General features: G+C 44.5%; 23 protein-coding genes. 11 read left to right on the top strand and 12 right to left on the bottom strand.

The window, feature by feature from the left end; translation table 11 throughout:
* A partial coding sequence (locus RT064_RS06485) for an aminoacyl--tRNA ligase-related protein (protein WP_313062526.1) occupies positions 1 to 224 on the top strand: 224 nt, incomplete at its 5' end.
* Between the two features lie 140 nt (positions 225 to 364).
* Here RT064_RS06485 and RT064_RS06490 read toward each other — a convergent pair.
* The 6 genes from RT064_RS06490 to prpB all read right to left on the bottom strand — a co-directional run bounded on the left by RT064_RS06490 (position 365) and on the right by prpB (position 7,374).
* Positions 365 to 1,075: a DarT1-associated NADAR antitoxin family protein gene (locus RT064_RS06490; protein ID WP_313062527.1), complete on the bottom strand. Its 711-nt coding sequence runs from the start codon at positions 1,073 to 1,075 to the stop codon at positions 365 to 367.
* A gap of 3 nt (positions 1,076 to 1,078) precedes the next feature.
* Positions 1,079 to 1,690, bottom strand: a complete 612-nt coding sequence (locus RT064_RS06495; protein ID WP_313062528.1) for a DarT ssDNA thymidine ADP-ribosyltransferase family protein — start codon at positions 1,688 to 1,690, stop codon at positions 1,079 to 1,081.
* A 79-nt stretch (positions 1,691 to 1,769) separates the two neighbouring features.
* On the bottom strand, positions 1,770 to 4,373 hold the full coding sequence (acnD, locus tag RT064_RS06500) for a Fe/S-dependent 2-methylisocitrate dehydratase AcnD (RefSeq protein ID WP_313062529.1): 2,604 nt from the start codon (positions 4,371 to 4,373) through the stop codon (positions 1,770 to 1,772).
* Positions 4,374 to 4,492: 119 nt separating this feature from the next.
* Entirely contained in the window at positions 4,493 to 5,050 is a 558-nt protein-coding gene (locus RT064_RS06505; RefSeq protein ID WP_313062530.1) for a GNAT family N-acetyltransferase, read from the bottom strand.
* 198 nt (positions 5,051 to 5,248) lie between these two features.
* On the bottom strand, positions 5,249 to 6,418 hold the full coding sequence (prpC, locus tag RT064_RS06510) for a bifunctional 2-methylcitrate synthase/citrate synthase (protein WP_313062531.1): 1,170 nt from the start codon (positions 6,416 to 6,418) through the stop codon (positions 5,249 to 5,251).
* A gap of 62 nt (positions 6,419 to 6,480) precedes the next feature.
* Positions 6,481 to 7,374 carry a methylisocitrate lyase gene (prpB, locus tag RT064_RS06515; protein ID WP_050325521.1) on the bottom strand — a complete coding sequence of 298 codons (894 nt, stop codon included), beginning with the start codon at positions 7,372 to 7,374 and terminating at the stop codon, positions 6,481 to 6,483.
* A 373-nt stretch (positions 7,375 to 7,747) separates the two neighbouring features.
* Here prpB and RT064_RS06520 point away from each other — a divergent pair, with 373 nt between their 5' ends.
* Positions 7,748 to 8,107: a hypothetical protein gene (locus RT064_RS06520; protein WP_313062532.1), complete on the top strand. Its 360-nt coding sequence runs from the start codon at positions 7,748 to 7,750 to the stop codon at positions 8,105 to 8,107.
* Positions 8,108 to 8,215: 108 nt separating this feature from the next.
* Here the strand turns inward: RT064_RS06520 and RT064_RS06525 are convergent, their stop codons facing one another.
* Positions 8,216 to 8,527 carry a DUF3144 domain-containing protein gene (locus RT064_RS06525; protein WP_135888983.1) on the bottom strand — a complete coding sequence of 104 codons (312 nt, stop codon included), beginning with the start codon at positions 8,525 to 8,527 and terminating at the stop codon, positions 8,216 to 8,218.
* Between the two features lie 88 nt (positions 8,528 to 8,615).
* Positions 8,616 to 9,782 carry a methionine adenosyltransferase gene (metK, locus tag RT064_RS06530; protein WP_007115720.1) on the bottom strand — a complete coding sequence of 389 codons (1,167 nt, stop codon included), beginning with the start codon at positions 9,780 to 9,782 and terminating at the stop codon, positions 8,616 to 8,618.
* A 441-nt stretch (positions 9,783 to 10,223) separates the two neighbouring features.
* Between metK and uvrB the strand changes: the two genes are divergently transcribed.
* The 8 genes from uvrB to nfsA all read left to right on the top strand — a co-directional run bounded on the left by uvrB (position 10,224) and on the right by nfsA (position 21,442).
* Positions 10,224 to 12,341: an excinuclease ABC subunit UvrB gene (gene uvrB, locus RT064_RS06535; RefSeq protein WP_313062533.1), complete on the top strand. Its 2,118-nt coding sequence runs from the start codon at positions 10,224 to 10,226 to the stop codon at positions 12,339 to 12,341.
* A 42-nt stretch (positions 12,342 to 12,383) separates the two neighbouring features.
* Positions 12,384 to 13,367, top strand: coding sequence for a hypothetical protein (locus RT064_RS06540; RefSeq protein ID WP_100270135.1), 984 nt, complete (start codon positions 12,384 to 12,386; stop codon positions 13,365 to 13,367).
* Between the two features lie 129 nt (positions 13,368 to 13,496).
* Positions 13,497 to 16,112, top strand: a complete 2,616-nt coding sequence (gene pepN, locus RT064_RS06545) for an aminopeptidase N (RefSeq protein WP_313062590.1) — start codon at positions 13,497 to 13,499, stop codon at positions 16,110 to 16,112.
* A gap of 55 nt (positions 16,113 to 16,167) precedes the next feature.
* Positions 16,168 to 17,436: a YbfB/YjiJ family MFS transporter gene (locus RT064_RS06550; RefSeq protein ID WP_313062534.1), complete on the top strand. Its 1,269-nt coding sequence runs from the start codon at positions 16,168 to 16,170 to the stop codon at positions 17,434 to 17,436.
* Between the two features lie 21 nt (positions 17,437 to 17,457).
* Positions 17,458 to 18,228 carry a nitroreductase family protein gene (locus RT064_RS06555; protein WP_313062535.1) on the top strand — a complete coding sequence of 257 codons (771 nt, stop codon included), beginning with the start codon at positions 17,458 to 17,460 and terminating at the stop codon, positions 18,226 to 18,228.
* Positions 18,229 to 18,267: 39 nt separating this feature from the next.
* Complete coding sequence (locus RT064_RS06560; RefSeq protein WP_312534991.1) at positions 18,268 to 19,623, top strand: solute carrier family 23 protein; 1,356 nt, start codon at positions 18,268 to 18,270, stop codon at positions 19,621 to 19,623.
* A gap of 108 nt (positions 19,624 to 19,731) precedes the next feature.
* Positions 19,732 to 20,595, top strand: a complete 864-nt coding sequence (locus RT064_RS06565; RefSeq protein WP_313062536.1) for an HpcH/HpaI aldolase/citrate lyase family protein — start codon at positions 19,732 to 19,734, stop codon at positions 20,593 to 20,595.
* 70 nt (positions 20,596 to 20,665) lie between these two features.
* On the top strand, positions 20,666 to 21,442 hold the full coding sequence (gene nfsA / locus RT064_RS06570) for an oxygen-insensitive NADPH nitroreductase (RefSeq protein WP_313062537.1): 777 nt from the start codon (positions 20,666 to 20,668) through the stop codon (positions 21,440 to 21,442).
* An 85-nt stretch (positions 21,443 to 21,527) separates the two neighbouring features.
* On the opposite strand, the gene purB is transcribed toward nfsA, so the two are convergent.
* From purB to queE, 3 genes are all read right to left on the bottom strand, one after another.
* Positions 21,528 to 22,910: an adenylosuccinate lyase gene (purB, locus tag RT064_RS06575; protein ID WP_313062538.1), complete on the bottom strand. Its 1,383-nt coding sequence runs from the start codon at positions 22,908 to 22,910 to the stop codon at positions 21,528 to 21,530.
* Positions 22,911 to 22,990: 80 nt separating this feature from the next.
* Positions 22,991 to 24,037, bottom strand: a complete 1,047-nt coding sequence (locus tag RT064_RS06580; RefSeq protein WP_313062539.1) for a multidrug resistance efflux transporter family protein — start codon at positions 24,035 to 24,037, stop codon at positions 22,991 to 22,993.
* Positions 24,038 to 24,096: 59 nt separating this feature from the next.
* Complete coding sequence (gene queE, locus RT064_RS06585) at positions 24,097 to 24,810, bottom strand: 7-carboxy-7-deazaguanine synthase QueE (RefSeq protein ID WP_313062540.1); 714 nt, start codon at positions 24,808 to 24,810, stop codon at positions 24,097 to 24,099.
* Positions 24,811 to 25,034: 224 nt separating this feature from the next.
* Here queE and RT064_RS06590 point away from each other — a divergent pair, with 224 nt between their 5' ends.
* The gene (locus RT064_RS06590) at positions 25,035 to 25,451 is read left to right on the top strand and encodes a PPC domain-containing protein (protein ID WP_313062541.1); all 417 of its coding nucleotides are present in this window, start codon (positions 25,035 to 25,037) and stop codon (positions 25,449 to 25,451) included.
* 196 nt (positions 25,452 to 25,647) lie between these two features.
* Here RT064_RS06590 and RT064_RS06595 read toward each other — a convergent pair whose 3' ends face one another.
* Complete coding sequence (locus tag RT064_RS06595; RefSeq protein WP_313062542.1) at positions 25,648 to 26,052, bottom strand: carboxymuconolactone decarboxylase family protein; 405 nt, start codon at positions 26,050 to 26,052, stop codon at positions 25,648 to 25,650.
* Between the last annotated feature and the right edge of the window lie 86 nt (positions 26,053 to 26,138).

Consider the following 26,138-nt stretch of genomic DNA (forward strand, 5'->3'; position numbering starts at 1 on the left):
GTGAAATCTCTAGCTGCTCAAACTGTGGCGACTTCCAAGCGCGCCGTATGCAAGCCCGTGTCAAAGATGGCAAAAAAACTGAGCTGGTGCATACGTTAAATGGCTCAGGGCTTGCGGTGGGTCGTACCTTGCTAGCTATTATGGAAAATTATCAAAATGCGGATGGTACTATCACGGTGCCTGAAGTGTTACGTCCATATATGGGCGTTGATGTGATTGGTTAGTGGTAATAATGAAAAAATAGCCAGTTGCTTGACTGGCTGTTTTTTATTTGGCTAGCAGATACTAGCGGAATGATGGGCGAGAAATGGTTGCATAGTTGAGCCTTTTTTCGGTTTCAATTTCGGTTTTATTTTGGCATTGTTTAGCCTATTAAGGATATTTGACTCCTTGTGGAATTCTTTTTGTAAGAATTACCAATATCGTAATCTTTATATAGTGTTAAAAAGCTTTCTTGAGAAATAAGAGCATCTTCAAGCAAATTTCTTTTATATAAGGCACAAAATAATGCTACAGATTTAGCTTGGCAATTGATAGATTTTTGAGGATTGAATTCAATATCTGTAAAAGCCTCATATTTTAAAAGTTGTTCGTGATATTCTGGTTTACTGTTAAGGGCATTAATATATAGCCAATCATAAAATGCAGTTAGCGGTGTTGTTTCCCAAAATTGATTATAAAAATTAAATCCAATCACATTTCCTGATTCTTTCAATCTTGTATCTTTTTTAGCTTCTCGTGAGGTTTTTTCCAATAAATCTAAATATTGAATATTGCCTTCAAATACTTTACTACTTTGAAATGCACATTCGACACTAAACGTTTTCCCTAATTTTTTCGTAGTAATCATTAGATTAAAAGCACTTAAAGCAATACCTAACTCATCTTTCGATTTGCTTGATATTTCTAAAATATTTTCAAAACTACACTGTTCTCTAATAGCATTATGAAGAGATTCAATAGACTTTTGCTTTTGAACGAAAGCAAAACCTGAATAATAGGTAAAATTAACTAATTTAACTTCGACAAGTACATTGTCATTTAAGCATGGTATAAAAGTTGGTCTTTGAGCCATTATTTAGTGTCCATAAAGAAATGCTTTACGAGAAGTAAAAGCTCTTGTATTTGGTTCATGAAATTTGAACGAAAACTTTGGATAAAGAGCTTTATACCTTTTTATTAAATTTTCGTCACTCATAATTATACCTGTGATATTATCAGGAGTAACTATCCCATGAATCATAACTTCGGCTTGTGAGTCTGTAGGAAACTTATCAGTTAAATATTCTTCTCTACCTTCTGAATAAAACATTTTTTCCAAAGCCTCTCCACCTTGAAAATCATTCAAATTTGTATTGTTTCTTACCAAGTTAGAAGCGGCGTTACACGGGTAAAATAAACAAGGTTTATTTATGAGTAAATTCACATTTAGCAAAATTATTACCCAAGTAGTGTCAGGATTATTTAATCTAAGTGTATAAAACATTTTATCGTTTGGGAAACTTAAGCTAAAGCAAGAGTAATCAAGTTTATTATCGTATCTATAATCATCATTATAAACATAAGATTTGTTAGCCAAACTTGCTCGAGGTATAATTCCATTCTTCAAAATATTATCTAAATTATCCAGTCTAGTAAAATGAACCAAAGATTTAAGATTCCTTTGGCTAATTACGTCAGAAATTTCCATAAAACTATCCTTAATTTAACTTGAAGCCGAGCATTTATCATACTCGGCTTTTTAAAATTAAACAATTATTTGGTAGAAATTACGCCACTTCACCTTTTAAGAAGTCTTGTGCAAATTTCTGCAATACGCCACCGGCTTTATAAGTATCCACTTCCGCTTGGGTATCAAGACGGCAGGTCACAGGCACTTCAAGCGGCTGCGAGCCTTCTTTATTAATCACCAGCGTCAAATCACAACGTGGCGAGATGTCACCAATCACATCATAGGTCTCAGTCCCATCTAGCCCTAGCGTGATACGCGTCGTCCCAGCTTTAAATTCAAGCGGCAGCACACCCATACCGATAAGGTTGGTACGGTGAATCCGCTCAAAGCCTTCCGCCACAATCGCTTCCACCCCAGCCAGACGCACACCTTTGGCAGCCCAGTCACGGCTAGAGCCTTGACCATAATCCGCTCCGGCGATGATAATCAGCGGTTGCTTACGGTTCATGTAAGTCTCAATCGCTTCCCACATCCGCATCACTTGACCTTCAGGCTCAACGCGAGCCAGTGAGCCTTGTTTGGTACTACCATCGTCATTTTTCACCATTTCATTAAACAGTTTTGGATTGGCAAAGGTCGCACGTTGGGCGGTCAGATGGTCGCCGCGGTGCGTGGCATAGCTGTTAAAGTCTTCTTCGGGTAAGCCCATTTTTGCCAAGTATTCGCCTGCTGCTGAGCTTGCCAAAATCGCATTGGACGGCGACAAGTGGTCGGTGGTGATATTGTCAGGCAAGATGGCGAGGGGACGCATACCTTTGAGGGTGCGTTCACCCGCTAGCGCGCCTTCCCAGTAGGGTGGACGGCGGATATAGGTTGACATGGGGCGCCAGTTGTACAGTGGGCTGTCGGCTTTTTCGCTGCGGTCAAGGTTGAACATCGGGATATATATTTGACGGAATTGCTCAGGTTTGACGTGTTTTGCCACAATCCCGTCAATCTCTTCATCCGATGGCCAAATGTCGATAAGGCGAATTTCTTTACCATTGACCACGCCAAGTACGTCTTTTTCGATGTCAAAACGAATCGTCCCTGCAATCGCATACGCGACGACTAACGGCGGGCTTGCCAAGAAGGCTTGTTTGGCATACGGGTGGATACGTCCATCAAAGTTGCGGTTACCTGACAACACCGCCGTGGCATACAGGTCACGGTCGATGATTTCTTGCTGAATCGCTGGATCTAACGCACCCGACATACCGTTACAAGTGGTACAGGCAAATGCCACGATACCAAAGCCGAGTTTTTCCAGTTCTGGCAATAGGTTAGCGTCTTGCAAGTATAGTTCAGCCACTTTTGAGCCAGGGGCGAAGGAGGATTTGACCCAAGGTTTACGGGTCAAGCCAAGTTCGTTGGCTTTTTTGGCAAGTAATGCCGCTGCCACCACGTTACGAGGGTTTGAAGTGTTGGTACACGAGGTAATAGCCGCGATAATCACCGCACCATCAGGCATTAAGCCATTCTCTGACTCAGGCACCGCTTCACCTTCGGCATGGGCAATGCCTTTGGTAGAAAGCTCAGAAGTCGATACACGCGCATGGGGATTTGAAGGACCTGCCATGTTACGGGTGACGAGTGACAAATCAAACTCAAGCACACGCTCATAGTCGGCATTGACCAGGTCAGATGACCAAAGCCCTGCGGTTTTGGCATAGTTTTCTACCAGTTCGACTTGTTTGTCTTCACGACCTGTGAGGCGTAGATAGTCGATGGTTTGCCCATCAATATAAAATAACCCTGCGGTTGCGCCATATTCTGGGGTCATGTTGGCGATGGTGGCACGGTCACCGATGGATAGACTGTCTGCGCCTTCACCGAAGAATTCCACATAGGCGCCGACCACGCGCTCTTTACGCAAAAACTCAGTGAGTGCAAGTACGATATCGGTGGCGGTGATGCCTGCTTGGCGTTTCCCTTTGAGGTGTACGCCCACGATATCAGGCAGGCGCATCATCGATGGGTGACCGAGCATCACGGTTTCTGCTTCTAGACCACCGACACCCACCGAAATCACCCCCAGCGCATCCACGTGTGGGGTGTGGCTATCTGTGCCCACGCAAGTATCTGGGAACGCCACGCCATTTTGTACTTGGATCACAGGTGACATTTTCTCTAGGTTGATTTGGTGCATGATGCCGTTGCCTGCTGGAATCACGTCCACGTTTTCAAAGGCGGTCTTTGTCCAGTTGATAAAGTGAAAACGGTCTTCGTTGCGGCGGTCTTCGATGGCGCGGTTTTTTTCAAACGCATCTGGGTCATAACCACCACACTCCACAGCAAGCGAGTGGTCAACAATCAGCTGGGTTTGTACCACAGGGTTGACCTTGCTTGGGTCACCGCCTTGCTCAGCGATGGCGTCACGCAAGCCTGCCAAGTCCACAAGGGCAGTTTGACCCAAGATGTCATGACACACCACACGCGCAGGGTACCAAGGAAAGTCTAACGTACGCTCACGGTTGATGAGCTGTTTGAGCGCAGCGGTCAGTTCATTTGGGTCGCTGACTTTACGCACCAGTTGCTCGGCTAAAATACGTGAGGTGTAGGGGAGTTTGTCATACGCGTCTGGAGTGATGTCGTTCACCGCTTGGCGGGTGTCAAAGTATTCTAAATCAGAATTGGGTAAGGGCTTGCGGTATTGGCTCATGGCTAGTTCCTTTTGCTGTATGACATTATAAGAGTCAACTTATATAAAAATTCATTACTAATTTTAGATAGAATTAAACAGATTTGAACAGCTAGTACTCTGTAAAAATACTAAAAATATTATTCTCTAAAGAGAAAGAATATTTCAGTATTTGACTCATCCTGTATTTCGAATCCAGTATTTTGTAATATGTTTACAACAGCATCTTTATCTATATTACATTTCTTAACCAGAGCAGAAAGAGTTTCATTTCTATCAACTTTTTCTTTCCACAATATGATTGCTTTTTGAATCGCATTTTTTGCAATGCCTTCACCTTGGTATTCATCAAATATACCAATGGTTAATTCAAATTGAAATCCTGATGGATATTTTGTTTGATCTGGCTCTTCTACTCTTTCTAATAAAATAAATCCAGCAAAACTACCTCGGTATAGAACTTTATAGAAAAAACCTTGCTTATTTTCAATAAAATTTCTTCCAATATCATTAGAAAGCTTCTCAGATACCCTTTTAGATAATTCTCTAAGTAAATTTTCTCGCGAACATTCTTCTATTTCATCGTTATTGAAAAGATCGTCAAAACTATAAAAAGAAGTTGCATGATCTGTAATAAATTTAGCAAGGGCATTATCTATAATTATTTCATCAGTTGAAATTAAAGTAACATCTGTCATTTTTAAAACTCAATACTATTATTTGCTGAACTCTATGAGATTTTAATCAAGTCAAAATCTCATAGAGAATGTTATGAAAATTTGAATGCAATATTATCAAAGGTTTAAAAAAAGCGTCTTGATTCATTTATTGATAATACTTATACAAAACCAAAGGCATATTTCTTTAATCAAAATATGCCCTTGTTCCACTATTAATTAACGCTCATCTAGCGGCACAAATACTTGGTCATCTGGGCCTGTATAGTTGGCAGAAGGACGGATGATTTTGCCATCGGCACGTTGCTCAAGTACGTGCGCTGACCAACCTGCAGTACGCGCAATCACAAATAATGGGGTAAACATGGCAGTGGGTACGCCCATTTTGTGGTAGCTGACCGCTGAGAACCAGTCAAGATTTGGGAACATTTTTTTGTTGTCCCACATCACGCTTTCTAGGCGTTCTGCCACATCAAATAGGGTCATGTCGCCCGTTTCTTTGGATAAGTTGCGCGCCACTTCTTTGATGACCACGTTGCGTGGGTCGCTCACGGTGTACACAGGGTGACCAAAGCCAATGATAACTTCTTTTTTCTCAAGACGTTCAAGGATGTCTTTTTCCGCGTCGTCGGCATTGCGATAGCGTTTTTGGATGTCATACGCCACTTCATTGGCGCCGCCATGTTTTGGACCTTTTAACGCACCGATTGCGCCGCTAATGGCGGAATACATATCCGAGCCAGTGCCCGTAATCACGCGGCTGGTAAAGGTTGATGCATTGAACTCATGCTCAGCGTACAGAATAAGCGAGATGTGCATGGCTTTGATATGCGATTCACTGGGTGCTTCACCTTGTAGTAGCTCAAGGAAGTGACCGCCAATGCTGTCTTGGTCGCTCTCAAGACTGATGACTTTGCCATTGTGGCTATAGTGGTACCAATACAACAGCATTGAGCCTAATGAGGCGATAAGCTTGTCGGCGATATCACGGGCTTCTGAGGTAGGTTGGCTTTCACGCTCAGGCAAGGTGCAGCCCAGTGCCGATACGCCGGTACGCATCACATCCATCGGGTGGGCGTGGGCAGGCAAGGCTTCTAACACCGCCAGTACATTGACCGGTAAGTTACGCAGGGTTTTGAGTTTTTTCTTGTACGCCGCTAGCTCATGACGGTTTGGCAAATGACCATGAATCAGTAGGTGCGCTACCTCTTCAAACTCGCTGTCTTTTGCCAAATCCAAAATATCATAGCCACGATAGCTTAAGTCATTGCCTGTACGACCTACGGTACATAGGGCAGTGTTACCGGCGGGTACCCCTGATAGGGCAACACTTTTTTTGGGTTTTGGCTTATTGTCAGTCGCATCTGTCACTGGGGTGTCTTTTGACATGGTAAAACTCCTTTTTAGCTTTATTCAGTGTTTGGCATTAAGTGTTTGGCATAGTTCGCCAATTATTTTTTTGATTTAAATAAGGCGTCAAGTTTTTGCTCGTATGAGTGGTAGTTTAAGAAATCATACAATTCCATGCGGGTTTGCATGGTGTCGACCACGGAAGTTTGTACGCCTTCATCTTTTAACGCTTGGTAGACATTGAGGGCGGCTTTGTTCATCGCACGAAACGCGGATAATGGATAAAGTACCATGTCAACACCCACGTCAAACAGCTCTTTGGTACTGTAAAGGTCGGTTTGCCCAAACTCAGTCATATTGGCAAGCACGGGAATGTCTAACACGTCGGTAAATTTGCGGTACATGGCGATATCGGTCAATGCTTCGGCAAAAATCATGTCCGCGCCTGCTTCTTGGAACGCCACCGCACGTTCAACCGCAGCATCCAAACCTTCCACTGACAGCGCATCGGTTCGTGCCATCACCACAAAATCTGGGTCAACTTTGGCATCCAGCGCAGCTTTTAGGCGGTCAACCATTTCAGCAGTTGAGACGATTTCTTTGTTCGGGCGATGACCACAGCGTTTTTGCGCCACTTGGTCTTCGATATGGACCGCGGCAACGCCTGCTTTTTCCATTTGTTTGATGGTTTGGGCGATGTTAAATGCGCCGCCCCAGCCCGTGTCGATGTCAACCAATAATGGCGTGTCAACCGCATTGGTGATACGGGTGGCATCGGTCAATACATCGTTAAGGCTCGTCATACCAAGGTCAGGCAAACCAAATGAGGCATTGGCAACACCGCCACCTGAGAGATAAATCGCTTTATGACCGACTTGGCTTGCCATCATGGCAGTGTAGGCATTGATAGTGCCAACGATTTGAAGGGGACGACCTTCGGCTTTTTCAGACTCGATGGCGTCACGGAATTTGCGACCTGCAGAGATAGGTGCCATGTTGCTTCCTTTTTACATGATTGAAGGGGAAAATAGCAAAGTTAGTGTTAATCAGCCCTGCTTTAGGTTTAGGGCAGGTTATTAGCTGCTTTGCCTTAGTATACCCACAAGTATACGCACAAAAAAACTGGCTGTCAGTATGCCATTTTTAAAAAATAAGTTAAGTAAAAATAACAGTATGTTAAAAATGAATAGTAAACTTCTATTTTTACATAATTAGTCGTGCTAACTTTTAAAAGGTGAATATTTTGCGCAAAGTATGAAGCGTTTATTTACATTTATTTACAATAAACAGGCGCCCGTTGCTACATTCTTCTAAAATAAGTTTAACAAACTAGGCATGATATACAGGTTAAAATTTGAGGAATTACTTATGGCACAATCAACGTTACCGAGTCATATCAAACAACTGGTCGATAAAAAAAACTACGTCATCGCCATCAAAACCCACGCACAAGAGCAGGGGATTAGCTTAGACGAGGCAAAACAACAAATTGATGCGTATGAAAATCAAGCGTTAGCAGCAAAAACCCAAACGCCGCCTACAGCCCATCCTGCGCCATCAGTAGAGACTAAAGAGCAAGGCTTTAACACATTGACACAAGGATTAGATAATCATCTCAAACAAGAAAATATCACCCTACCGTTATTGCCAAGATGGGTGAAACGCGTGAGTGTGATTATCTTGGTCATCCTGATAATAGGTTGGTTGTTTTATCGATGGTTTAAATAATTAATTGTTCAAATAATTGCGGGTTTAGATGATAAGCACTGCAATAAAAAAAGCGTATGACGATTCAATACGCTTTTTTAATGAAATGCTCGTGTTGTTGGACTGCAATTAATTGCCGATTTGCATATATTTTTGGAAGTTTTCGGCATAGTCGTCAATATTGTCAGACAACATACGCTCAAAGTTTTTGGTAAAGTGCTCAATGATGTCTTGTTTTTCTTTGGCATAATCAGTGCCTTTGACAAAGCCAGTTGCCGCTGTCCATGCGCTAAAACGCGCGACCGCATACAGCATGGAGGCATTGATTTTACCTGCGTGTATATCATCGGTGCGAAGGGTATTGGCAAGCTGGATAAACTCATCAGCACGCTCATAAAACGCGTTCATTTCTTCGGTGATTTGGTTGGTGTTTTCGCTCATAACTTTTCTCTACAATTTTCTACCATCAATTAAACGTTAAAAAGGTACGTAAAACGCACCCTACAAATCTTGTACTTCGTCAATAAAATTATAAACCCGCGTCTGCTCTAAGTAGTGCTGCGCGGTCAGTACGCTCCCAAGTAAAAGCGGTTTCAGTACCTTGGCGACCAAAGTGACCATAGCTCGCCGTTTGCTCATACATGGGCTGGAGTAGGTTAAGCATACGCGTGATACCATACGGACGTAAATCAAAATGCTGGCGAATAAAATCGACAATCTTGTCATCGCTGATTTTACCCGTGCCAAAAGTGTTGACAGAAATAGATGTTGGCTCTGCCACCCCAATGGCATAACTTACTTGAATTTCACAGCGTTCCGCCAGTCCTGCCGCTACGATATTTTTGGCAACATAACGCCCTGCGTAGGCTGCACTGCGGTCAACTTTTGATGGGTCTTTGCCTGAGAACGCACCGCCGCCGTGACGCGCCATACCGCCATACGTGTCTACGATAATTTTACGACCGGTCAAACCTGCATCCCCCACAGGACCACCAATCACAAATAACCCAGTTGGGTTGATATGATACTTCGTGTCTTTGTGCAGCATCGCGGCTGGAATGACAGGCTTGATGATTTCTTCCATCACCGCTTCATGCAAGTCTTTTTGCGAGATACTTGGATCGTGTTGGGTTGATAGTACCAACGCATCAATAAACGCAGGTTTGTCGCCATCATAGCGTACGGTGACTTGCGCTTTGGCATCGGGACGCAGCCACGCTAATGTGCCGTCTTTACGCAATTGCGCTTGCTTTTCCATCAAACGATGGGAAAACTGAATGGGGGCAGGCATCAACACATCCGTCTCATGGGTGGCATAACCAAACATCAAACCTTGGTCACCGGCACCTTGCTCTTCAGGGCGTGAGCGGTCAACGCCTTGGGCGATTTCGGGAGATTGTTTGCCAAGCATATTGATAACCGCGCAGGTGGCGCCATCAAAGCCCAATTCTGAGCTGTTATAGCCGACGCGCAGGACGGTATCACGCACGATTTTTTCAAAATCAACATTGGCGGTGGTAGAGATTTCACCCGCCAGCACCACGCCGCCTGTTTTGGTCAAGGTTTCGCATGCCACACGCGCATGAATGTCTTGCTCAAGGATGGCGTCAAGGATAGCATCAGAGATTTGGTCAGCGAGTTTATCTGGGTGACCTTCGCTGACAGATTCAGAGGTAAATAGTTGATATTCACGCATTTAATTTTCTCATTACATTAAGGGTGATAGAAAATTAATCGCTTTGCAAACCTATCTCTATTTTACATTTTAAAACGAGAACAAAGCAAAAATAGAAAGTCACGGACTGCGATACAGCACGAGCAAGTTTGCAAAATGATTAACGAAAAAATGATTAATATGACTAATAGCAAAATGACTCATACAAGTCATTGCCGCTACAGTGGAAAAAGTCAGGGGATATTATAAGGGATTTTGCCAAATTAACCTAATGCTTTTAAATGCCTAACTGCAATAGGCTAATGGGGTAATTTGAACAAGTTTGATGATGGCTGGTTTGTTAATGGGTGGTCTTTTTCGATACAACCAGTTATTGATACAATATTTCGCGTTATTTTGCTTTAACTTCTCACCCATTAACCCCATTATTTAGCCATCTTTGACTACGATAAAGACAATAAAATGCGACCACCTCAATCTTCCCGCTCCGAACGTGAACTTAGCCAACTTGCCCGCCAAATTCAAGATGATGCCCAAATCACCGGTGTCAATGCCAGTGGTACCCAAATCTCAAGTAAACCTTTTGAGATGGTGACCGAATTTGAACCCTCAGGCGACCAACCACAAGCGATTGCCAAATTGGTTGATGGCATTGAGCGCGGCATGCACGGTCAGCTGCTCTTAGGGGTGACAGGCTCAGGTAAAACCTACACCATGGCAAAAGTGATTTCCCAATGCCAGCGTCCCACCATTATCATGGCACATAACAAAACCCTTGCCGCCCAGCTATATGGCGAGTTTAAGGCGTTCTTTCCCCACAATGCTGTGGAGTATTTTGTCAGTTATTACGACTATTATCAGCCTGAGGCGTATGTGCCTGCCAGCGATACCTTTATCGAAAAAGACAGCGCCATTAACGACCATATCGACCAAATGCGACTGTCCGCTACGCGTGCGCTACTGGAACGTCGTGATGCCATTATCATTGCATCGGTATCTTGTATCTATGGTCTAGGCGACCCAGAAAGCTACCTAAAAATGCTTCTCCACATCGTAGTGGGTGACAAAATCGACCGCACTGCCATGCTCAAACGCTTGGTGGAGCTGCAATATACCCGTAACGAGCTTGACTTTGGGCGCGGTACTTACCGCTTGCGTGGCGAAGTGCTGGATATTTACCCAGCTGAGTCTGAACAACTTGCGGTGCGTATCAGTATGTTTGATGATGAAGTGGAAAAAATCACCTGGTTTGACCCGTTGACAGGTAAAAACGTGCGCAGTGTGCCACGCATTACTATCTATCCAAAATCTCACTACGTCACCCCACGAGACAAGCTAGAAAGAGCCAGTGGCACTATCAAAGCCGAGCTTGAACAACGCCTGGAGTATTTTCGAGCGCATGACAAACTGATTGAAGCACAGCGTATCAAAGAACGCACCACTTATGATTTGGAAATGATTCAACAGCTTGGCTACTGTAACGGCATTGAGAACTATTCGCGCCATTTATCGGGACGTCCTGCCGGTGAAGCACCGCCGACGTTGTTTGACTATATTCCGCCTGACGCCTTGTTATTTATTGATGAAAGCCATGTAACCGTACCACAAGTCGGTGCGATGTACAAAGGCGATAGAAGTCGTAAAGAAACCTTGGTCAATTACGGCTTTCGCCTGCCATCTGCGATGGATAACCGCCCGCTGATGTTTGAAGAATGGGAGCGTATTACCCCTGCGACCATTTTTGTGTCGGCGACCCCTGCCCAATACGAGCTTGAGCATAGCGAACAGGTCGTAGAGCAAGTGGTACGTCCGACAGGTCTAGTTGATCCACAGCTTGAGATTCGTCCTGTCTTGACCCAAGTTGATGATGTGCTATCAGAAATCAACATTCGTAAAGCCAAAGATGAGCGAGTGCTGATTACCACGCTCACCAAACGCATGGCAGAAGATTTGACCAGTTATCTAAAAGAATACAACATCAAAGTCGCTTATTTGCACTCGGATATCGACACGGTGGAGCGGATGAAAATCATCCATGAACTGCGTACAGGCGTGCATGATGTGCTGGTCGGTATCAACCTATTGCGTGAGGGTTTGGATATGCCTGAGGTGAGTCTGGTGGCGATTTTTGATGCGGATAAAGAAGGCTTTTTACGTTCGGAGCGTTCGCTTATTCAGACCATCGGTCGTGCCGCGCGCCATGTCAATGGTAAGGCGATTTTGTACGCTGACAGCATTACCCCAAGTATGCAAAAGGCGATTGAAGAAACCGAGCGTCGCCGTGCCAAACAGATGGAGTATAACGAGGAACATGGCATCACGCCGACGTCCGCTCGCCGTCAGATTACCGACAAAATCGACACAGGCGAGGCAGAAGCCCCGAATGATAACCAAGCGATTGCGGTCACCCATGCGTTCCCCGATGTGGATATTTCGATTTTGCGTTCGCCTGATTTGCTTGCCAAAGAGATTGCTCGGCTGGAAAAAGAGATGAAAGCCTTGTCGCGTGATTTGAAATTTGAGGAAGCGGCAAAAGTGCGGGATAAGGTGGTGAGTTTAAGGGAATTTGTGTTGCAATAATTATTTAAAAAATTTTATTCGACTATCAACAAGGGGTACTAAATGGTAAAAAATGCTGATATTTTAAAGAGTAAAAATGAAGTTTTGAAATTTAAAGTTGATGAAGATAGTCCTTTTAAAAGAAATGATGTAGTACACATAATTCAAGAATATTCTTTACCAAAATTTGATGAAGTAAGGTGCAGTTTTCTAAACGAAAATAAGACTAAAAAATGCAACACTCTACATCAAAATGGCTTTATTGTGCAGAAAATAAATGGAGATTACGCACTACTTGGTAATGAATGCAGTAAGTATTTTGGTGAAGATGAAGAAATAAAACGCCAAATTTCTCAGATAAGAAATGAAAGAAATCGAAAAAAAAAGTTTGGCGTTTTATTGGAATATGCTAGTCATCAATTAGAATTAAAATCAAAAATAGAGTTAATTCGAAGTGAATTAAACAATTGGTTAGAAAAGTTAGAAGTAGTTTTTAATGGCAATACACCCGAATTTAATACGGTTATTTCAAACGGGATAAAACAAGGGCAAATAACGGTTTCATTAAAATGTATAAGATATGAAAGAAATAAATTTGGAGATTTAACCAATAAAATAGAATTTTCATCAAATATTGAAATAGGAAAAATAGTTGCATTATCTACACTTAATCAAGAATTAATAAAATCCTTAAGAGCAAGAGTAGCTATTGCTTTGAAAGCATTAGATGAGGTTGTTGAAATTCTAGATAAAAATCATAACACAGTTGATAGTAAAGTTATAATACGACTTTCTCAAAACTTAAATGATATTAAATTCATACAAATGGACTTTGAGAAATTTCTAATGAATCGAAAAGTTTTTTTAGAGAATAATTTTATAATAGCTACTATGCTTTTCAGCGGTAACCAATCTAAGAAATGTGTTTTGGAATTTGCAAATTATTTCGGTATAAACTTGGATATCGATACTCAGAAATTTAAAAGAGAATTAGTTAATACTTTGAAGTTACAACATAAAGTTGATGCTATACATGAACTTAAGTAAAAATTTTCTTAGATTTATTATTTATTAAGCTTTATAAACTTTTAAAAAATTCATCAAATATTGAGAGAAAAAATGACCGACGTCACACAGACCAACCAAACCGAACACCCACAATTATTAAACACCCAAATGCCCGATGTGCCTGCTAATACACCAACACCCGACCCAAGCCAACCGCAAAAAATCTACCTTAAAGACTACACGCCGCCGGTCTTTAGTGTCAATCACATTGACTTAAAAATTGAGTTGTTTGACGGCGCTGATAAAAAGCATGCAACCGTCACCGCCAATCTTGACATGACAAGAAACACGGCAGGCGATTTGGTACTCTTTGGACGAGAATTACAACTTGAATCAATTACCTTAAACGGCAAAACTTTAAGCGAAAGCGACTACCAACTAGACCAAGAAAGCCTAACGATTGTTAACGCGCCAGACACTTGTCAGATTACCACTGTGGTCACCATCGTGCCGCAAACCAATACCAGTCTTGAAGGTTTATACCAAGCAGGGGAAGGGGCGGACAAAATGTTCTGTACCCAGTGTGAGCCAGAAGGGTTTCGTAAAATTACCTTTTATCCAGACCGTCCCGATGTGCTTGCTACCTTTACCACACGCATTGAAGCGGATAAAACTTACCCAACGCTGCTTGCCAATGGTAATTTAATTGACCAAGGCGAGCTTGCGGGCGACCGTCATTTTGCGGTGTGGCAAGACCCCACCAAAAAACCGAGTTATCTATTCGCTTGCGTGATGGCAGATTTGGACGTATTGACCGATCAGTATGTCACCAGTGAAGGGCGTGAGGTGCTGCTTGAATTATACGCCAAGCATGAAAACATCGAGCAGTGCCATGTCGGCATGCAAGCGTTAAAAGACTCAATGAAATGGGACGAAGACAACTACGGACGGGCGTATGACCTTGATCGCTATATGATTGTGGCGGTTAGCCAGTTTAATATGGGCGCGATGGAAAACAAAGGATTAAACATCTTTAACACCGCTTGCGTACTATCTAGCCCAGAGACCACCACCGATCGCCGTAATTTTAATGTCAAAGCGGTGATTGCCCATGAATACTTCCATAACTGGACGGGCAACCGTATCACCTGCCGTGACTGGTTTCAGCTGTGTCTAAAAGAAGGCTTTACCGTATTTCGGGACCAGTCTTTTTCCGAAAGTCTGCATTCTGCTGCGGTACAGCGGATTGATGATGTGGCAACATTGCGAGCGGCGCAGTTTCCTGAAGATGCCAGCCCATTGGCGCACCCGCCACGCCCTGACCATTTTGTTGAGATTAACAATTTCTATACCGCCACAGTGTACGAGAAAGGCGCAGAAATCGTGCGCATGATTGCCAATACGCTTGGCAAAGAAAAATTCCGCCAAGGCACGGACGAATATTTTCGCCGTTATGACGGGCAAGCGGTCACGGTAGAAGACTTGTTATCTGCACTGAGCGTTGCAGACCCAAGTATTGAAACATTTATTGATTGGTATACCCAGCCAGGCACGCCGACGTTATCAGGGTATTTTGAAAAAACAGCTGACAAGCTTATCTTGACGCTAAGCCAACACACGCGCCAAGTGGCAGGCTATCCTGCACCAAAAGCCTTGCCGATTCCTGTTAAAATGGCGATTTTTAACCGTGCCACGGGTGAGTTGGCGAAAGAAGACTTGGTATTGTTAAAAGATGATAGCCAGAGCTTTGAATTTGATGGGTTATTTGCTAAGGCAGATTTTGACCCTGTGGTGTCATTGCTTCGTGATTTTTCCGCGCCTGTTCAGCTCAATTTTGAGTATAGCAATGATGATTTGGCGTTTTTGATGCAGTATGAGACCAATGGCTTTAACCGTTGGCAAGCGGCACAGTTGTTGGTCAATCGTATTTTATTACAAAATGCCGATACCGATGCCTATATCACAGCATTAAAAGCCAGTCTGCCAGCGCTATCAGAAACCGATCCCATGCTAGCGGCGCGGTTACTAGATATGCCAAGCGAGCGAGAGCTGGGCAGTGCGATTCAGACCGACTATGACCCTAGCCAAGTTCGTGCCCGTCATCAAGCAGTCAAAAAAGCCGTGGCGGTAGAGCTTAAAGACATTTGGCAAAGTGCGTATGCCAAACTGCCGATTACCGCGTATGAAGATACAGCCGAAGCCATGGGCGTGCGGGCATGGCGAAATGTGGTGCTGGATATGGCGTTATTGGCAGGCGTGAATGATGCCAAACACTGGGCGATTACCCAGTACCAACAAGCGTCTTGTATGACTGAGCGTTTAGGCGCGTTAAATGCGGCAGTGGAGCATGGTTTGCCCCAAAAAGCCGAATGGCTTGCCGATTTTTACCAACGCTTTCATCATGATGCATTGGTGATGGATTTATGGTTTGGTGTCCAAGCCAATGACAGTCAGGCGAGCGTTGCCGATATTTTTGCGTTAACCTCACATCAAGACTTTGACATCAATACCCCAAACCGGGTGCGTGCGGTGCTCGGCGGATTGCTTGCGCAGCCTACCAAAATTTGGACACAGCAGGGCGTTGAGCAGTATTTGAGCATGATGCAAGATTTGGATAAACGTAACCCACTGTTGGCGTCGCGTTTGATTCAAGGTTTATCAAATTGGAATGCCTTGGTAGCAGACAAAAAGTCAATGGTTAAACAGGCTTTGATATTAAGCCAAGCTAATATGTCGTCCAAAAATGTGAAGGAAACCTTGCAAAGTATGCTCAATAATCTTTAAAATGCAAGCTTAAACGCTGACAAGCCGTGTCAATAAAACCAAGGGGTAACGCAAAATGTCACAATCTGACCGACAGCAGATTATATTTTGCTTTATCCTAGCAAGTACCGCGCTTGCGGTGGCAATGGGAATCGGGCGATTTGCTTTTACCCCGATTTTGCCTTTGATGATACAAGAAGGCAAGGTGCATCTTGCGCAAACGGCGTGGTTATCAAGTAGCAACTATATTGGCTATTTGGTCGGGGCGCTGTCACTGCTTAAAAGTAAGCGGCACCCGCTTTTTGTCGTGTTAGGTCTTACCTTAGTCACGCTTACCACTTGGCTGGCTTCGCTAAGCAGCTTTGCTTGGTTACTGGTGCTACGCTTTTTGGCGGGCGTGGCAAGTGCTTGGGTGCTGGTATCTATCAGTGCGTTTGCAATCAATTGGTTGAAATCAAGACAGGTAGCCAGCAGCGGCTTGATTTATACGGGTGTCGGTATCGGTATCACCCTTACAGGATTGATTTGTAGCTATTTTATTTTTCAATCAGCGACGGCGACTATCGCGGCTCAGTCATCATTGAGTCCATTATCGAGTCGATTATGGCAGTATCTAGGCGTGATTGCGCTGCTCGCCACCCTGCTTGTCACCTTTCTGCTGGCGAAAATCAACTCGCAGTTTGCCACAACAGCCGCTGCCAAAGCCAACCCTAGCAAAGCTGCTCATACCAAACCTACCCATACTAATCCTACCTCTTCTAGCATACAGCCACCTGCCAAGCTAAAATTAGCGAATGTATTAACCGCCTACGGCTTATTTGGGTTTGGCTATATTTTACCTGCGACTTTTTTGCCACAAATCGCCAAGCAATGGTTATCGGGGCAAAGTTATTTGCTGATTTGGCCATTTTTTGGGTTGGCGGCGGCTCTGTCGGTGGTGTTGTCGCAGCGGTTACAACGCCGTTTTGACAATGTTTCTTTGCTCGGCGTTTGGCGAGTGTCACAAATCATCATGGCGGTTGGTACGTTATTGCCTGCGCTTTGGCAGTCGTTGGCAGGTTTGATGTTGTCAGCGCTGATGGTGGGCGGCACCTTTATGGTGGTGACGATGGCAGGGCTGCAAGTGGCAGCAAGCCAAGTTACGCACTACCCTAAATACAACTTAAGTGCGCTGATGACCGCAAGTTTTGCCTTTGGGCAGCTTATCGGACCCTTAACCGCGCTAGTTGCAACAGGCAAAAATATTTGGCTTGCGTTGTTGCCCGTCTCTGCCATCGTTTTGCTTATTGGGGTGGCGCTACTTTGGCGACCATATCAACATCAACAATCATTAAATCATGTTTAAATCACTTTTAACGGGGCAACCATGAATAACCAAGCTACGAGTAATCAAACTGTGAGCAATCAAACCATTGAACTTTTACAAAATCATCGGGTGTATCGGGAATTTGACAGTAGCGCCACTGTGCCAGATTCGCAATTAAACGACATCATCAAATGCGCCCAGCAAGCGCCCAGTTGGCAAAATGGACAGCACTACAGCATTATCAACATCAGTGATAAAGCCTTACGTCAAAAAATTGTCGATTTGCAACCGCGCAACCCACAGATAGCCCAATGTAGTGTATTTTTGGTATTTGTGATGGATGGCTATCGCTCCTATTTGAGCAGTCAAGCGTATGACGGCAGCTTTGAGGGGTTTAAGGATAGTGATACATTGATTACCCTGGCTACCGATACGGCATTGGCGGCGCAAAATGCTACGGTGGCGGCAGAGAGCTTGGGTTATGCTACCTGTCCGATTGGCGGTTTGCGTATGATTGCCAATGACTTAATCAAACTGCTTCAGCTACCAAAATATACCTATCCAATTTTTGGCTTATGTATTGGTAAACCTAGCGTGGAAATGCGCCTAAAACCGCGTTTGCCAAAATCTGCGGTGTATTTTGAAAACCAATACAATACTGAAAACTTGCCGCAAATGCTCGCCGATTACGAGCAAACCATTTTGGCGTTTAATGAAGCGCGTGAGCGTAAGCCATACCGTCAAAAATTTGCCGATTACTACAGTCGACCGTATGTCGCTGCTGCAGAAGATTGGCTCAAAGCGCAGGGTTTTTTGACAAAACAAAAATAACGTGTAAAATTCGCGCAGTTGACAGATGAGAGCAAAATTATGGCAAATTCGCAAAGACAACCAACCCATCAAAATACCGGCAATGATAGCGGCTGGTTCCCAAAATGGCAGCCTTACGATGGGCATTTAGATCATCATCCTGTGCGTATCCACGAGTATTTACCTGCCGATAAAAGTGTGCTACTTGGGCTGCAACATGCGTTTGCGATGTTTGGGGCAACGGTGCTTGCGCCGTTATTGATGGGCTTTGATGCCAACCTTGCGATTTTGATGGCGGGGCTCAGTACGGTGCTGTTTTTCTTTTTAACCGGTGGGCGAGTACCCAGTTATTTAGGGTCAAGTTTTGCGTTTATCGCGCCTGTCATCACGGCAACGGCTTATACAGGGTCAGGCTTTAACGGTAATTTATCCGTGGCGCTCGGTGGTATTTTTGTCTGTGGTATTTTTTATGCCATGGTTGGATTACTGGTGATGAAAACAGGGGTTGGCTGGATTGAGAAACTCATGCCGCCTGTGGTAACCGGTGCGATTGTGATGATTATCGGGCTAAATTTGGCGCCAGTGACGATCAAAGGCGTGTCGGGCAACCAGTTTGATAGTTGGGTTGCGTTGATGACGGTGCTGTGTATCAGTGCGGTCGCTGTGTTTAGCCGCGGTATGCTACGTCGTTTGTTGCTACTGATTGGTTTGGTATTGGCGTATATAGCATATTTTGTGCTCACCAATGTGCTTGGGTATGGCAAGCCAATTGATTTTACCCCAGTTGCCCAAGCAGCTTGGGTTGGATTGCCCAATTTTTATCATCCGACGTTTGATATCAACGCAATAATTTTGATTGCCCCCGTTGCCTTTATTTTAATCGCCGAAAATTTAGGACATATCAAAGCGGTAGAAGCCATGACAGGACAAGCGGTATCGCCTTATATGGGACGGGCGTTTTTCGCCGATGGTCTATGTACAGCGATGTCATCGAGCATGGGCGGTACGGGCGTCACAACCTATGCGGAAAATATCGGCGTGATGGCAGTGACCAAAGTATACTCGACCACGGTTTTTGTGGTGGCAGGCTTGATTGCTGTGCTACTGGGGCTGTCACCAAAATTTGGCGCGATTATCCATACTATCCCAGCGCCATTATTGGGCGGTGCCTCTATCGTGGTGTTTGGGCTTATCACGGTAGCAGGGGTCAAAATTTGGCTCGATAATCACATTGATTTTAGTAAAAATGCTAATTTAATCATTGCTGCGGTGACCGTCATTATGGGGGCTGGGGATTTTAGCTTACATATTGGACAATTTAATTTGGGCGGTATCGGTACAGCGACAGTGGTCGCCATTGTATTAAATTTACTGTTTAGCCGCAGTGAAAAAGCCAAATTGACGGTTTTAAAATAACTTAAAAAACGCGCTACTTTGGGTAGGGCGGCGTTGTTTTATAAACTGTTTGATAAGTTGTTTGCCAAAAAGAATATGTCACCAAAAATGGACGAAAAAGGATGTCGCATGAGCGAAAACAATATAGCAAAACCCAAGGGACTGAGCGCAACCAGTTATTTGTTTGTACCCGCCATCAATATTGAGCGGGTGGAAAAAGCCTTTGCCCGTGGCGCAGATACGGTGATAATTGACTTAGAAGATGCGGTCAGTGATAGTGTCAAAATGCAATCACGTGACAATGTGATCAATTATCTAAGCGGCGCTGATGCCCAGCCTGTTTGGGTGCGTATCAATGCTGCAAGTAGTAACCACCAAGCGGGCGATATTGATTTGCTCAAATCTTTGCCAGCATCTGCAATCAACAACGTGATTGGGGTAGTGCTACCCAAAGTCGAGCACGCTATAGAGATTGACCGTGTCCGTCATGCGCTCGCCAAACCCATGATTGCCTTGATTGAGACACCCAAAGGCATGGCAAATATACCCGACATCGCCGCTGCGGCAGGATTGACTGCGCTCAGTTTTGGCTTTTTGGATATCTGTGAAAAATTGGGCGTGCGCGCAGACAGCGAGGCAGGTCAGATGGTTGCCAACCAAATCCGTTATCAGCTAAGCTTGCATAGTGCTATCAATGCGCTTACCCCACCGATTGAATGCGTATATCCGCCTTTTAATGACGATGACGGATTGACCCAGCGCGTTAATTGGTGGCGCGATTTGGGTTTTTCAGGGATGCTATGTATTCATCCCAACCAAGTCGCCATTGTCAATGCACTGGCTAGACCCAGCCAAGCACAGCTTGCCTTTGCCAAAAAAGTGGTTGACCATTATGCACAGACAGGGCTTGCGGCATTTGCCATGGATGGACAGATGGTCGATACGCCGGTGATTGTGCAAGCGCAAAAACTGATTGAAAAATACCAACCCTAAAGCTAATCAAACCCTAACCCAACTTATAACAACACAAACCATAACAAGGCAAACCATAACAGGGAAAATCATGACAACGCATAGTGAGCATAGTGACAGTAAACCCACCCTAGAGACGATACTCAATCATCGCTCGATTCGCAAATTCACCAACCAGCCAATAGATGCAGCAACGTTTGAGCAGCTTATCGAAGCGGGGATGGCAGGCTCATCATCGGGATTTTTGCAGTCGGCAAGCATTATTCGGGTGACAGATGCAACGCAGCGCTATGACATCCGCCGTATTTGTGCCGATGCCCAGCAAGCCAAAGACGGGGAAAAATACGGTCATCCCTATGTGGAGCACTGTGCCGAGCTACTAATTTTTTGTATGGACAACCACCGCCATCAAACCCTTGTACCCAACGCGCAAATTGATTGGACTGAAGTCACCATTGTTGGGGCGGTTGATGCAGCCATTATGGCGCAAAATCTGCTACTAGCGGCTGAGAGTATGGGATTGGGTGGTGTGTATTTGGGCAGTATCCGCAATGACATCAGACGTATGGGCGACATACTCAAACTGCCACAAGGCGTGGTGCCGCTATTTGGCATGGCATTGGGTTATCCTGACCAAAACCCTGCCATGCGTCCACGTTTGCCAAAGGCATTGGTTGTTTCCACCAACCAATATGAACCCGCTAACAAATCCGAATTAGAGCAGTATAACCAAACCGTTGCAGAATATTATGCGGCGCGTGGTCAAGCAGGGTCAGATTGGGTGCAAACCATTGAAAGTTATTTGGATAAACCTGTCCGTCCCGAGGTGCTGCCTTATCTTAACCAACAGGGCTATGCCAAAAAATAACCCAAAGTTTAATCAACAAATTTATGTAAAAAAATTTATGTAAAAAAAGGACGCTTAGGCGTCCTTTTTGATGAGCGAACAAGTCCTATTTTAATAAATTTTTCAAGTTTTTGGCTTGCTGAGCTGCATTGCCCGTGTAAGTAGCAGGGGTCAAATCAGCCAAACGTTGACGCTCATCTTCTGGCACGGCTGTCAGTTCATCACCATTGACGAAGTTGACCATCATCTCACGAGTCATGGCTTGACCGCGGGTCAAGGCTTTTAGTTTCTCATAAGGTTTTTCAACATTGTAGCGACGCATCACGGTTTGGATTGGCTCTGCCAATACTTCTTGTGCAAGCTCCAAGTCTTCATTGAGACGATTGGCATTAAGCTCTAATTTGCCAATACCTTTTAAGCAAGCGTCAAAGGCAATCAGACTATGGGCAAAACCCACTCCCATATTGCGAAGGACCGTTGAGTCGGTCAAGTCGCGCTGCATACGAGAAATCGGCAGTTTTTCGCCCAAATGCGCGAGCATGGCATTGGCAATACCCAGATTACCTTCTGAGTTTTCAAAGTCAATTGGGTTGACTTTATGTGGCATGGTGGATGAGCCCACTTCGCCATCTTTGAGTTTTTGTTTGAAATAACCCAAGGAGATATACGTCCATACATCGCGGTTAAAATCAATCAAAATGGTATTGTAACGGCGCAGCGCGTCAAACAATTCGGCGATATAGTCATGTGGCTCAATTTGGGTGGTATAGGGATTAAAGGTCAACCCAAGGCTGGTGACAAAGTTTTCGGCATTTTTTGCCCAGTCAATATGTGGGTAGGCTGACAGGTGCGCGTTGTAGTTGCCCACCGCACCATTGATTTTACCTAGCAATTCTACGTTATTAAATTGCTTGAGCTGGCGATGCAGACGGTATGCCACGTTTGCCATTTCTTTACCCAAAGTCGTTGGGCTTGCGGTTTGCCCATGCGTGCGTGACAGCATGGGTTGGTCGGCATGGGTTTCGGCGAGGGCTGCAATCTCATCAATGATTTTTTGCATCGTTTGCGCCAGTACGTCGCGACCGGATTTTAGCATCAACGCATGTGATAAGTTATTGATGTCTTCAGAGGTACAGGCAAAATGGATAAATTCACCCGCGTCTTTTAGCGCATCGATATCGGCAATTTTTTCTTTTAAAAAGTATTCAACGGCTTTGACATCATGGTTGGTGGTGCGTTCGATGTCTTTGATACGCATCGCGTCTGCTTCGCTAAAATTGGCTACAATCGCGTCCAAGCGCTCATTGGTCGCTGCCGAAAAAGGCTGAATTTCATGAATATCTGCATGATTGGCAAGGGTCTGCAACCAGCGCACTTCAACCGTCACACGGGCATGAATCAAGCCAAATTCTGACAGGTAAGGACGTAAACTATCCACTTTACTGGCATAGCGACCATCAATAGGTGAAAGAGCGGTCAAAGTATTCATCAAATAATCCTAATCGGTTAAATAAAGGGTTAACGTAAAAGTGCCTGCATTATAGCAAACTATCACAACGTGGACTACCGCTAGCGTTGCTTGGCAAACAGCACAAGCCCAATAATCACCAACGCAATCCCCACAAAACTTAAGCCTGATGGCATGGGCGTATGCAGCAGCAACATACCGCCTAACAACGCAAAAATAATTTCACTGCCTTGTGTGGCATCAACGGCGGCCAGTTGTTGTGGCTGTTTGGCAAGACTACGGGCATGTAAAAAAGTGGTCGTACCGAGCACACCTGCCATCAAGGCAACCAAAAAACTAATGGTCATTTGTGAGACACTGGGCGCGGGCGGTTGTACTATGACGCCTAATAGCAACCACATCGGCAATGACCCTAGCGACATCAGCCAGACTTTATGCAAAGGATTTGATAGCAGTGGGGAAGTCACTTGCGGCACTTTTTGTAGCAATTTGCTCGTTGCCAATTCGCTCGTTTCATTGCTCGTTGCCAATTTACTCGTTGCCTTGCTTGTTGCATGGGTATGATGGGTAGAGTCCCCTTTGGGTTGTCCTGCTTGCCAAATTAATTGATTACCTAAGGGAAAACAAAAACTTGCAATAAAGGCAGGCAGCGCACCAAATAGCAACAAAGCATGCCAATCAGTGCCTTGGCTCGTGCTATGCCTTAACCCTTCACCCACATTGGCAAGTACCACACCGATAAATACAATCACCGAATAGACAATGACCTTTTTTTGAAATGATTGCCCAAAAAAACTCAGCACCACCAAGCTTGCTACGACAGTGAATAAATAGGTCGCGGCAATCACCCACCCTTCCGCATAATCCGCCGCAAACGCTAGGAGTCCATACGTGCCCAGTCCAATGCCGCCCGTCACACACCAAAACTGCCAATGACTGACAAATAGTTTACATAGTTCTAGTAGCTTGGACGGATTGAGTTTGTTTTGCAGTAAAATAAAAACCGATAACAACAGCCACATAAAAAAACAGCGAAAACTTGCTGACCAAAACCAATGTCCGCCTTGTACACTCATCAATTGATACAGTACAAACGACGTGCTAAAAAAAGCCGACGCAATCAGCCCCCAAACAATCATTTTTCCCATCGGCTTGATATTTCCCTAAGTTGTGTTCTAACGATTTGGCAGCGGCTAGTTGACAGCGGCTATTTGCCTTTGGCATCTGCCCAAATGATTTTATGCAGTTGCAGTTGAAAACGCACTGGCAGCGCATCGGCAAGTATCCATTCTGCCAAGTCAGTGGCAAGGGTAGGTACATTGGCTTGACGTTCTTCCACATTAAACATCGGAGAAAACCATACCGTTGCGACTTTTTTATCCAGTTGGTAGTCTGCGAGGATTTGTTTTGACCAGTCATAATCGTCGCGATTCATAATGACAAATTTGATTTGGTCATGGGCAGTTAAGTAGGGAAGGTTTTGCCACAGATTTTTATCGGCTTCTTGAGAGCTTGGGGTTTTGATATCCATGACCTTAGATACCGCCGTTGGCACCTCTGCCACGGACAGCGCGCCCGAAGTTTCAAGCGAAATCTCGTAGCCATGCGCCAGTAGCAAATTCATCAAAGCGATTGCATTGGGCTGGGCTAAAGGTTCGCCACCTGTCAAACAAATACGCTGGCACGGAAAACTCTGACATACTGCCAAAATCCCTGCCAAACTCATGCGCTCGCCGCCGACAAAGGCATATTCGGTATCACAATACACGCAGCGCAGCGGGCAGCCCGTCAAGCGAATAAAAATCGTCGGCAATCCTGCGGTCAAGGCTTCACCTTGCAGCGAATAAAAAATCTCAGTGACTTTAAGTCCTGCTTCGGGGTCAGTGGTGGGAATGTCGATACGTCTTAAAGAATGGTTCACAATTATTACCTAAATCAACCGTAAAAATATCGCACTATTGCATATTTTATACAAAGGCATATTTTATACAAAGCTGACCATTTAGGGAAAATAAAATGTTATATCACGATTAAAAACTGGGTGCTAGCCCCTTGTTCCCCTTGTAAAATTGCTGTTAATTTGCATCTTATGAAAAAGTAAGGGCCAGAGCATATAAATGACACGACAAATAATAGGAAACCATTATGAAACAACTGATGACCGCTGCATTGATAGCAGGTTTGACCATCACCAGTACTGCAAGCATGGCAGCGGCGGATAAACCTGCTAAAGCTGTGGCAGTAAAATTTAAAGCAGGCGCGTCAGGTGCCACCTACCATGGTAAAATCAAAGGCTATGGCTATGACCAATACAGTTTTTATGCCAAAAAAGGTCAAAGGTTAAAAGCGGTCACCACAGGCAATGTTGAAACTTATTTATTTAATAACAGTTTATTACCCGACTCGGTAAATTTGGGGGAGTATTCAAGTCACTTGGATAGTCATGGTGATTATATCTTGCCTTATACAGGCACTTACCAAGTCAGAGTGCTCCAAACTCGTAACGCTGCGCGCAAAGGTAAAACACCCAACTATACGCTGCAGCTGACAATTCGCCAATAGTTTAATCAATAGCTTTATTAATAAAGCCTAATAAGGGCGCCTGTGGGATAGATTACTAGAATTGTCTGCGCCCATGATTAAGGTAATTTCCAATCAGCCTCCATTGCTCAGAGCTTAAATGGCTTAAAGCTAAAATGGGGGCTTTTTTTATATGAGTTTTATACGGGCTTTTTTGCTAAAAACTGGCAACAGTCAGTCACGAGGCAGGGGTAATTAAGTTAAGCTCGGTGAGTATCTCTAGCGCTGCCCGAAACGCTTCTTGTGCCGCTGGCGCACCGCAGTAAGGTAGACTATGCAGTAGCACTTCTTGAATTTCTGCCACGCTTGCACCGTTATTAATCGCCCCGCGAATATGCCCTTTTAGTTCTGTTGGGGATTTTTGCGCGATTAAAAAGGCGAGGGTGACCAGCGAGCGGGTTTTACGATCAAGTACGTCGTCGCGTTGCCATGTTGAACCCCAGGCGTGTTCATTGATCCAGTCTTGCAGTGGCGCAGTAAATTCGGTGACTTGTGACATGGCACGCTCCACATGCGCTTCGCCCATGACTTGTTTGCGTACCGCAATGCCGTTGTCATAGATGGTGTTTTGTTGTGACGACATACTGTTTCCTTTAATAAAGGCTATAAAGATAAGCGCTATAAAATTTGCTGAAAGGTATAAAAAAAGCAAACCATGGCTGATTTGCT

The sequence above is a fragment of the Moraxella sp. CTOTU49097 genome (assembly GCF_032064105.1).
GTDB classification, from domain to species: domain Bacteria; phylum Pseudomonadota; class Gammaproteobacteria; order Pseudomonadales; family Moraxellaceae; genus Faucicola; species Faucicola osloensis_B.

Excerpts from the sequence above, each read along its gene's own strand:
- prpB (WP_050325521.1), bottom strand. The coding sequence starts at position 7,374 with ATGGCACCTATCTCTGCAGGTCGCAAATTCCGTGACGCCATCGAGTCT.
- RT064_RS06560 (WP_312534991.1), top strand. The coding sequence starts at position 18,268 with ATGGCAAATTCGCAAAGACAACCAACCCATCAAAATACCGGCAATGAT.
- nfsA (WP_313062537.1), top strand. The coding sequence starts at position 20,666 with ATGACAACGCATAGTGAGCATAGTGACAGTAAACCCACCCTAGAGACG.
- metK (WP_007115720.1), bottom strand. The coding sequence starts at position 9,782 with ATGCGTGAATATCAACTATTTACCTCTGAATCTGTCAGCGAAGGTCAC.
- RT064_RS06495 (WP_313062528.1), bottom strand. The coding sequence starts at position 1,690 with ATGGAAATTTCTGACGTAATTAGCCAAAGGAATCTTAAATCTTTGGTT.
- RT064_RS06580 (WP_313062539.1), bottom strand. The coding sequence starts at position 24,037 with ATGGGAAAAATGATTGTTTGGGGGCTGATTGCGTCGGCTTTTTTTAGC.
- acnD (WP_313062529.1), bottom strand. The coding sequence starts at position 4,373 with ATGAGCCAATACCGCAAGCCCTTACCCAATTCTGATTTAGAATACTTT.
- pepN (WP_313062590.1), top strand. The coding sequence starts at position 13,497 with ATGCCCGATGTGCCTGCTAATACACCAACACCCGACCCAAGCCAACCG.
- RT064_RS06525 (WP_135888983.1), bottom strand. The coding sequence starts at position 8,527 with ATGAGCGAAAACACCAACCAAATCACCGAAGAAATGAACGCGTTTTAT.
- prpC (WP_313062531.1), bottom strand. The coding sequence starts at position 6,418 with ATGTCAAAAGACACCCCAGTGACAGATGCGACTGACAATAAGCCAAAA.
- RT064_RS06520 (WP_313062532.1), top strand. The coding sequence starts at position 7,748 with ATGGCACAATCAACGTTACCGAGTCATATCAAACAACTGGTCGATAAA.
- RT064_RS06590 (WP_313062541.1), top strand. The coding sequence starts at position 25,035 with ATGAAACAACTGATGACCGCTGCATTGATAGCAGGTTTGACCATCACC.
- RT064_RS06565 (WP_313062536.1), top strand. The coding sequence starts at position 19,732 with ATGAGCGAAAACAATATAGCAAAACCCAAGGGACTGAGCGCAACCAGT.
- RT064_RS06555 (WP_313062535.1), top strand. The coding sequence starts at position 17,458 with ATGAATAACCAAGCTACGAGTAATCAAACTGTGAGCAATCAAACCATT.
- uvrB (WP_313062533.1), top strand. The coding sequence starts at position 10,224 with ATGCGACCACCTCAATCTTCCCGCTCCGAACGTGAACTTAGCCAACTT.
- RT064_RS06550 (WP_313062534.1), top strand. The coding sequence starts at position 16,168 with ATGTCACAATCTGACCGACAGCAGATTATATTTTGCTTTATCCTAGCA.
- RT064_RS06490 (WP_313062527.1), bottom strand. The coding sequence starts at position 1,075 with ATGGCTCAAAGACCAACTTTTATACCATGCTTAAATGACAATGTACTT.
- purB (WP_313062538.1), bottom strand. The coding sequence starts at position 22,910 with ATGAATACTTTGACCGCTCTTTCACCTATTGATGGTCGCTATGCCAGT.
- RT064_RS06505 (WP_313062530.1), bottom strand. The coding sequence starts at position 5,050 with ATGACAGATGTTACTTTAATTTCAACTGATGAAATAATTATAGATAAT.
- RT064_RS06540 (WP_100270135.1), top strand. The coding sequence starts at position 12,384 with ATGGTAAAAAATGCTGATATTTTAAAGAGTAAAAATGAAGTTTTGAAA.
- RT064_RS06595 (WP_313062542.1), bottom strand. The coding sequence starts at position 26,052 with ATGTCGTCACAACAAAACACCATCTATGACAACGGCATTGCGGTACGC.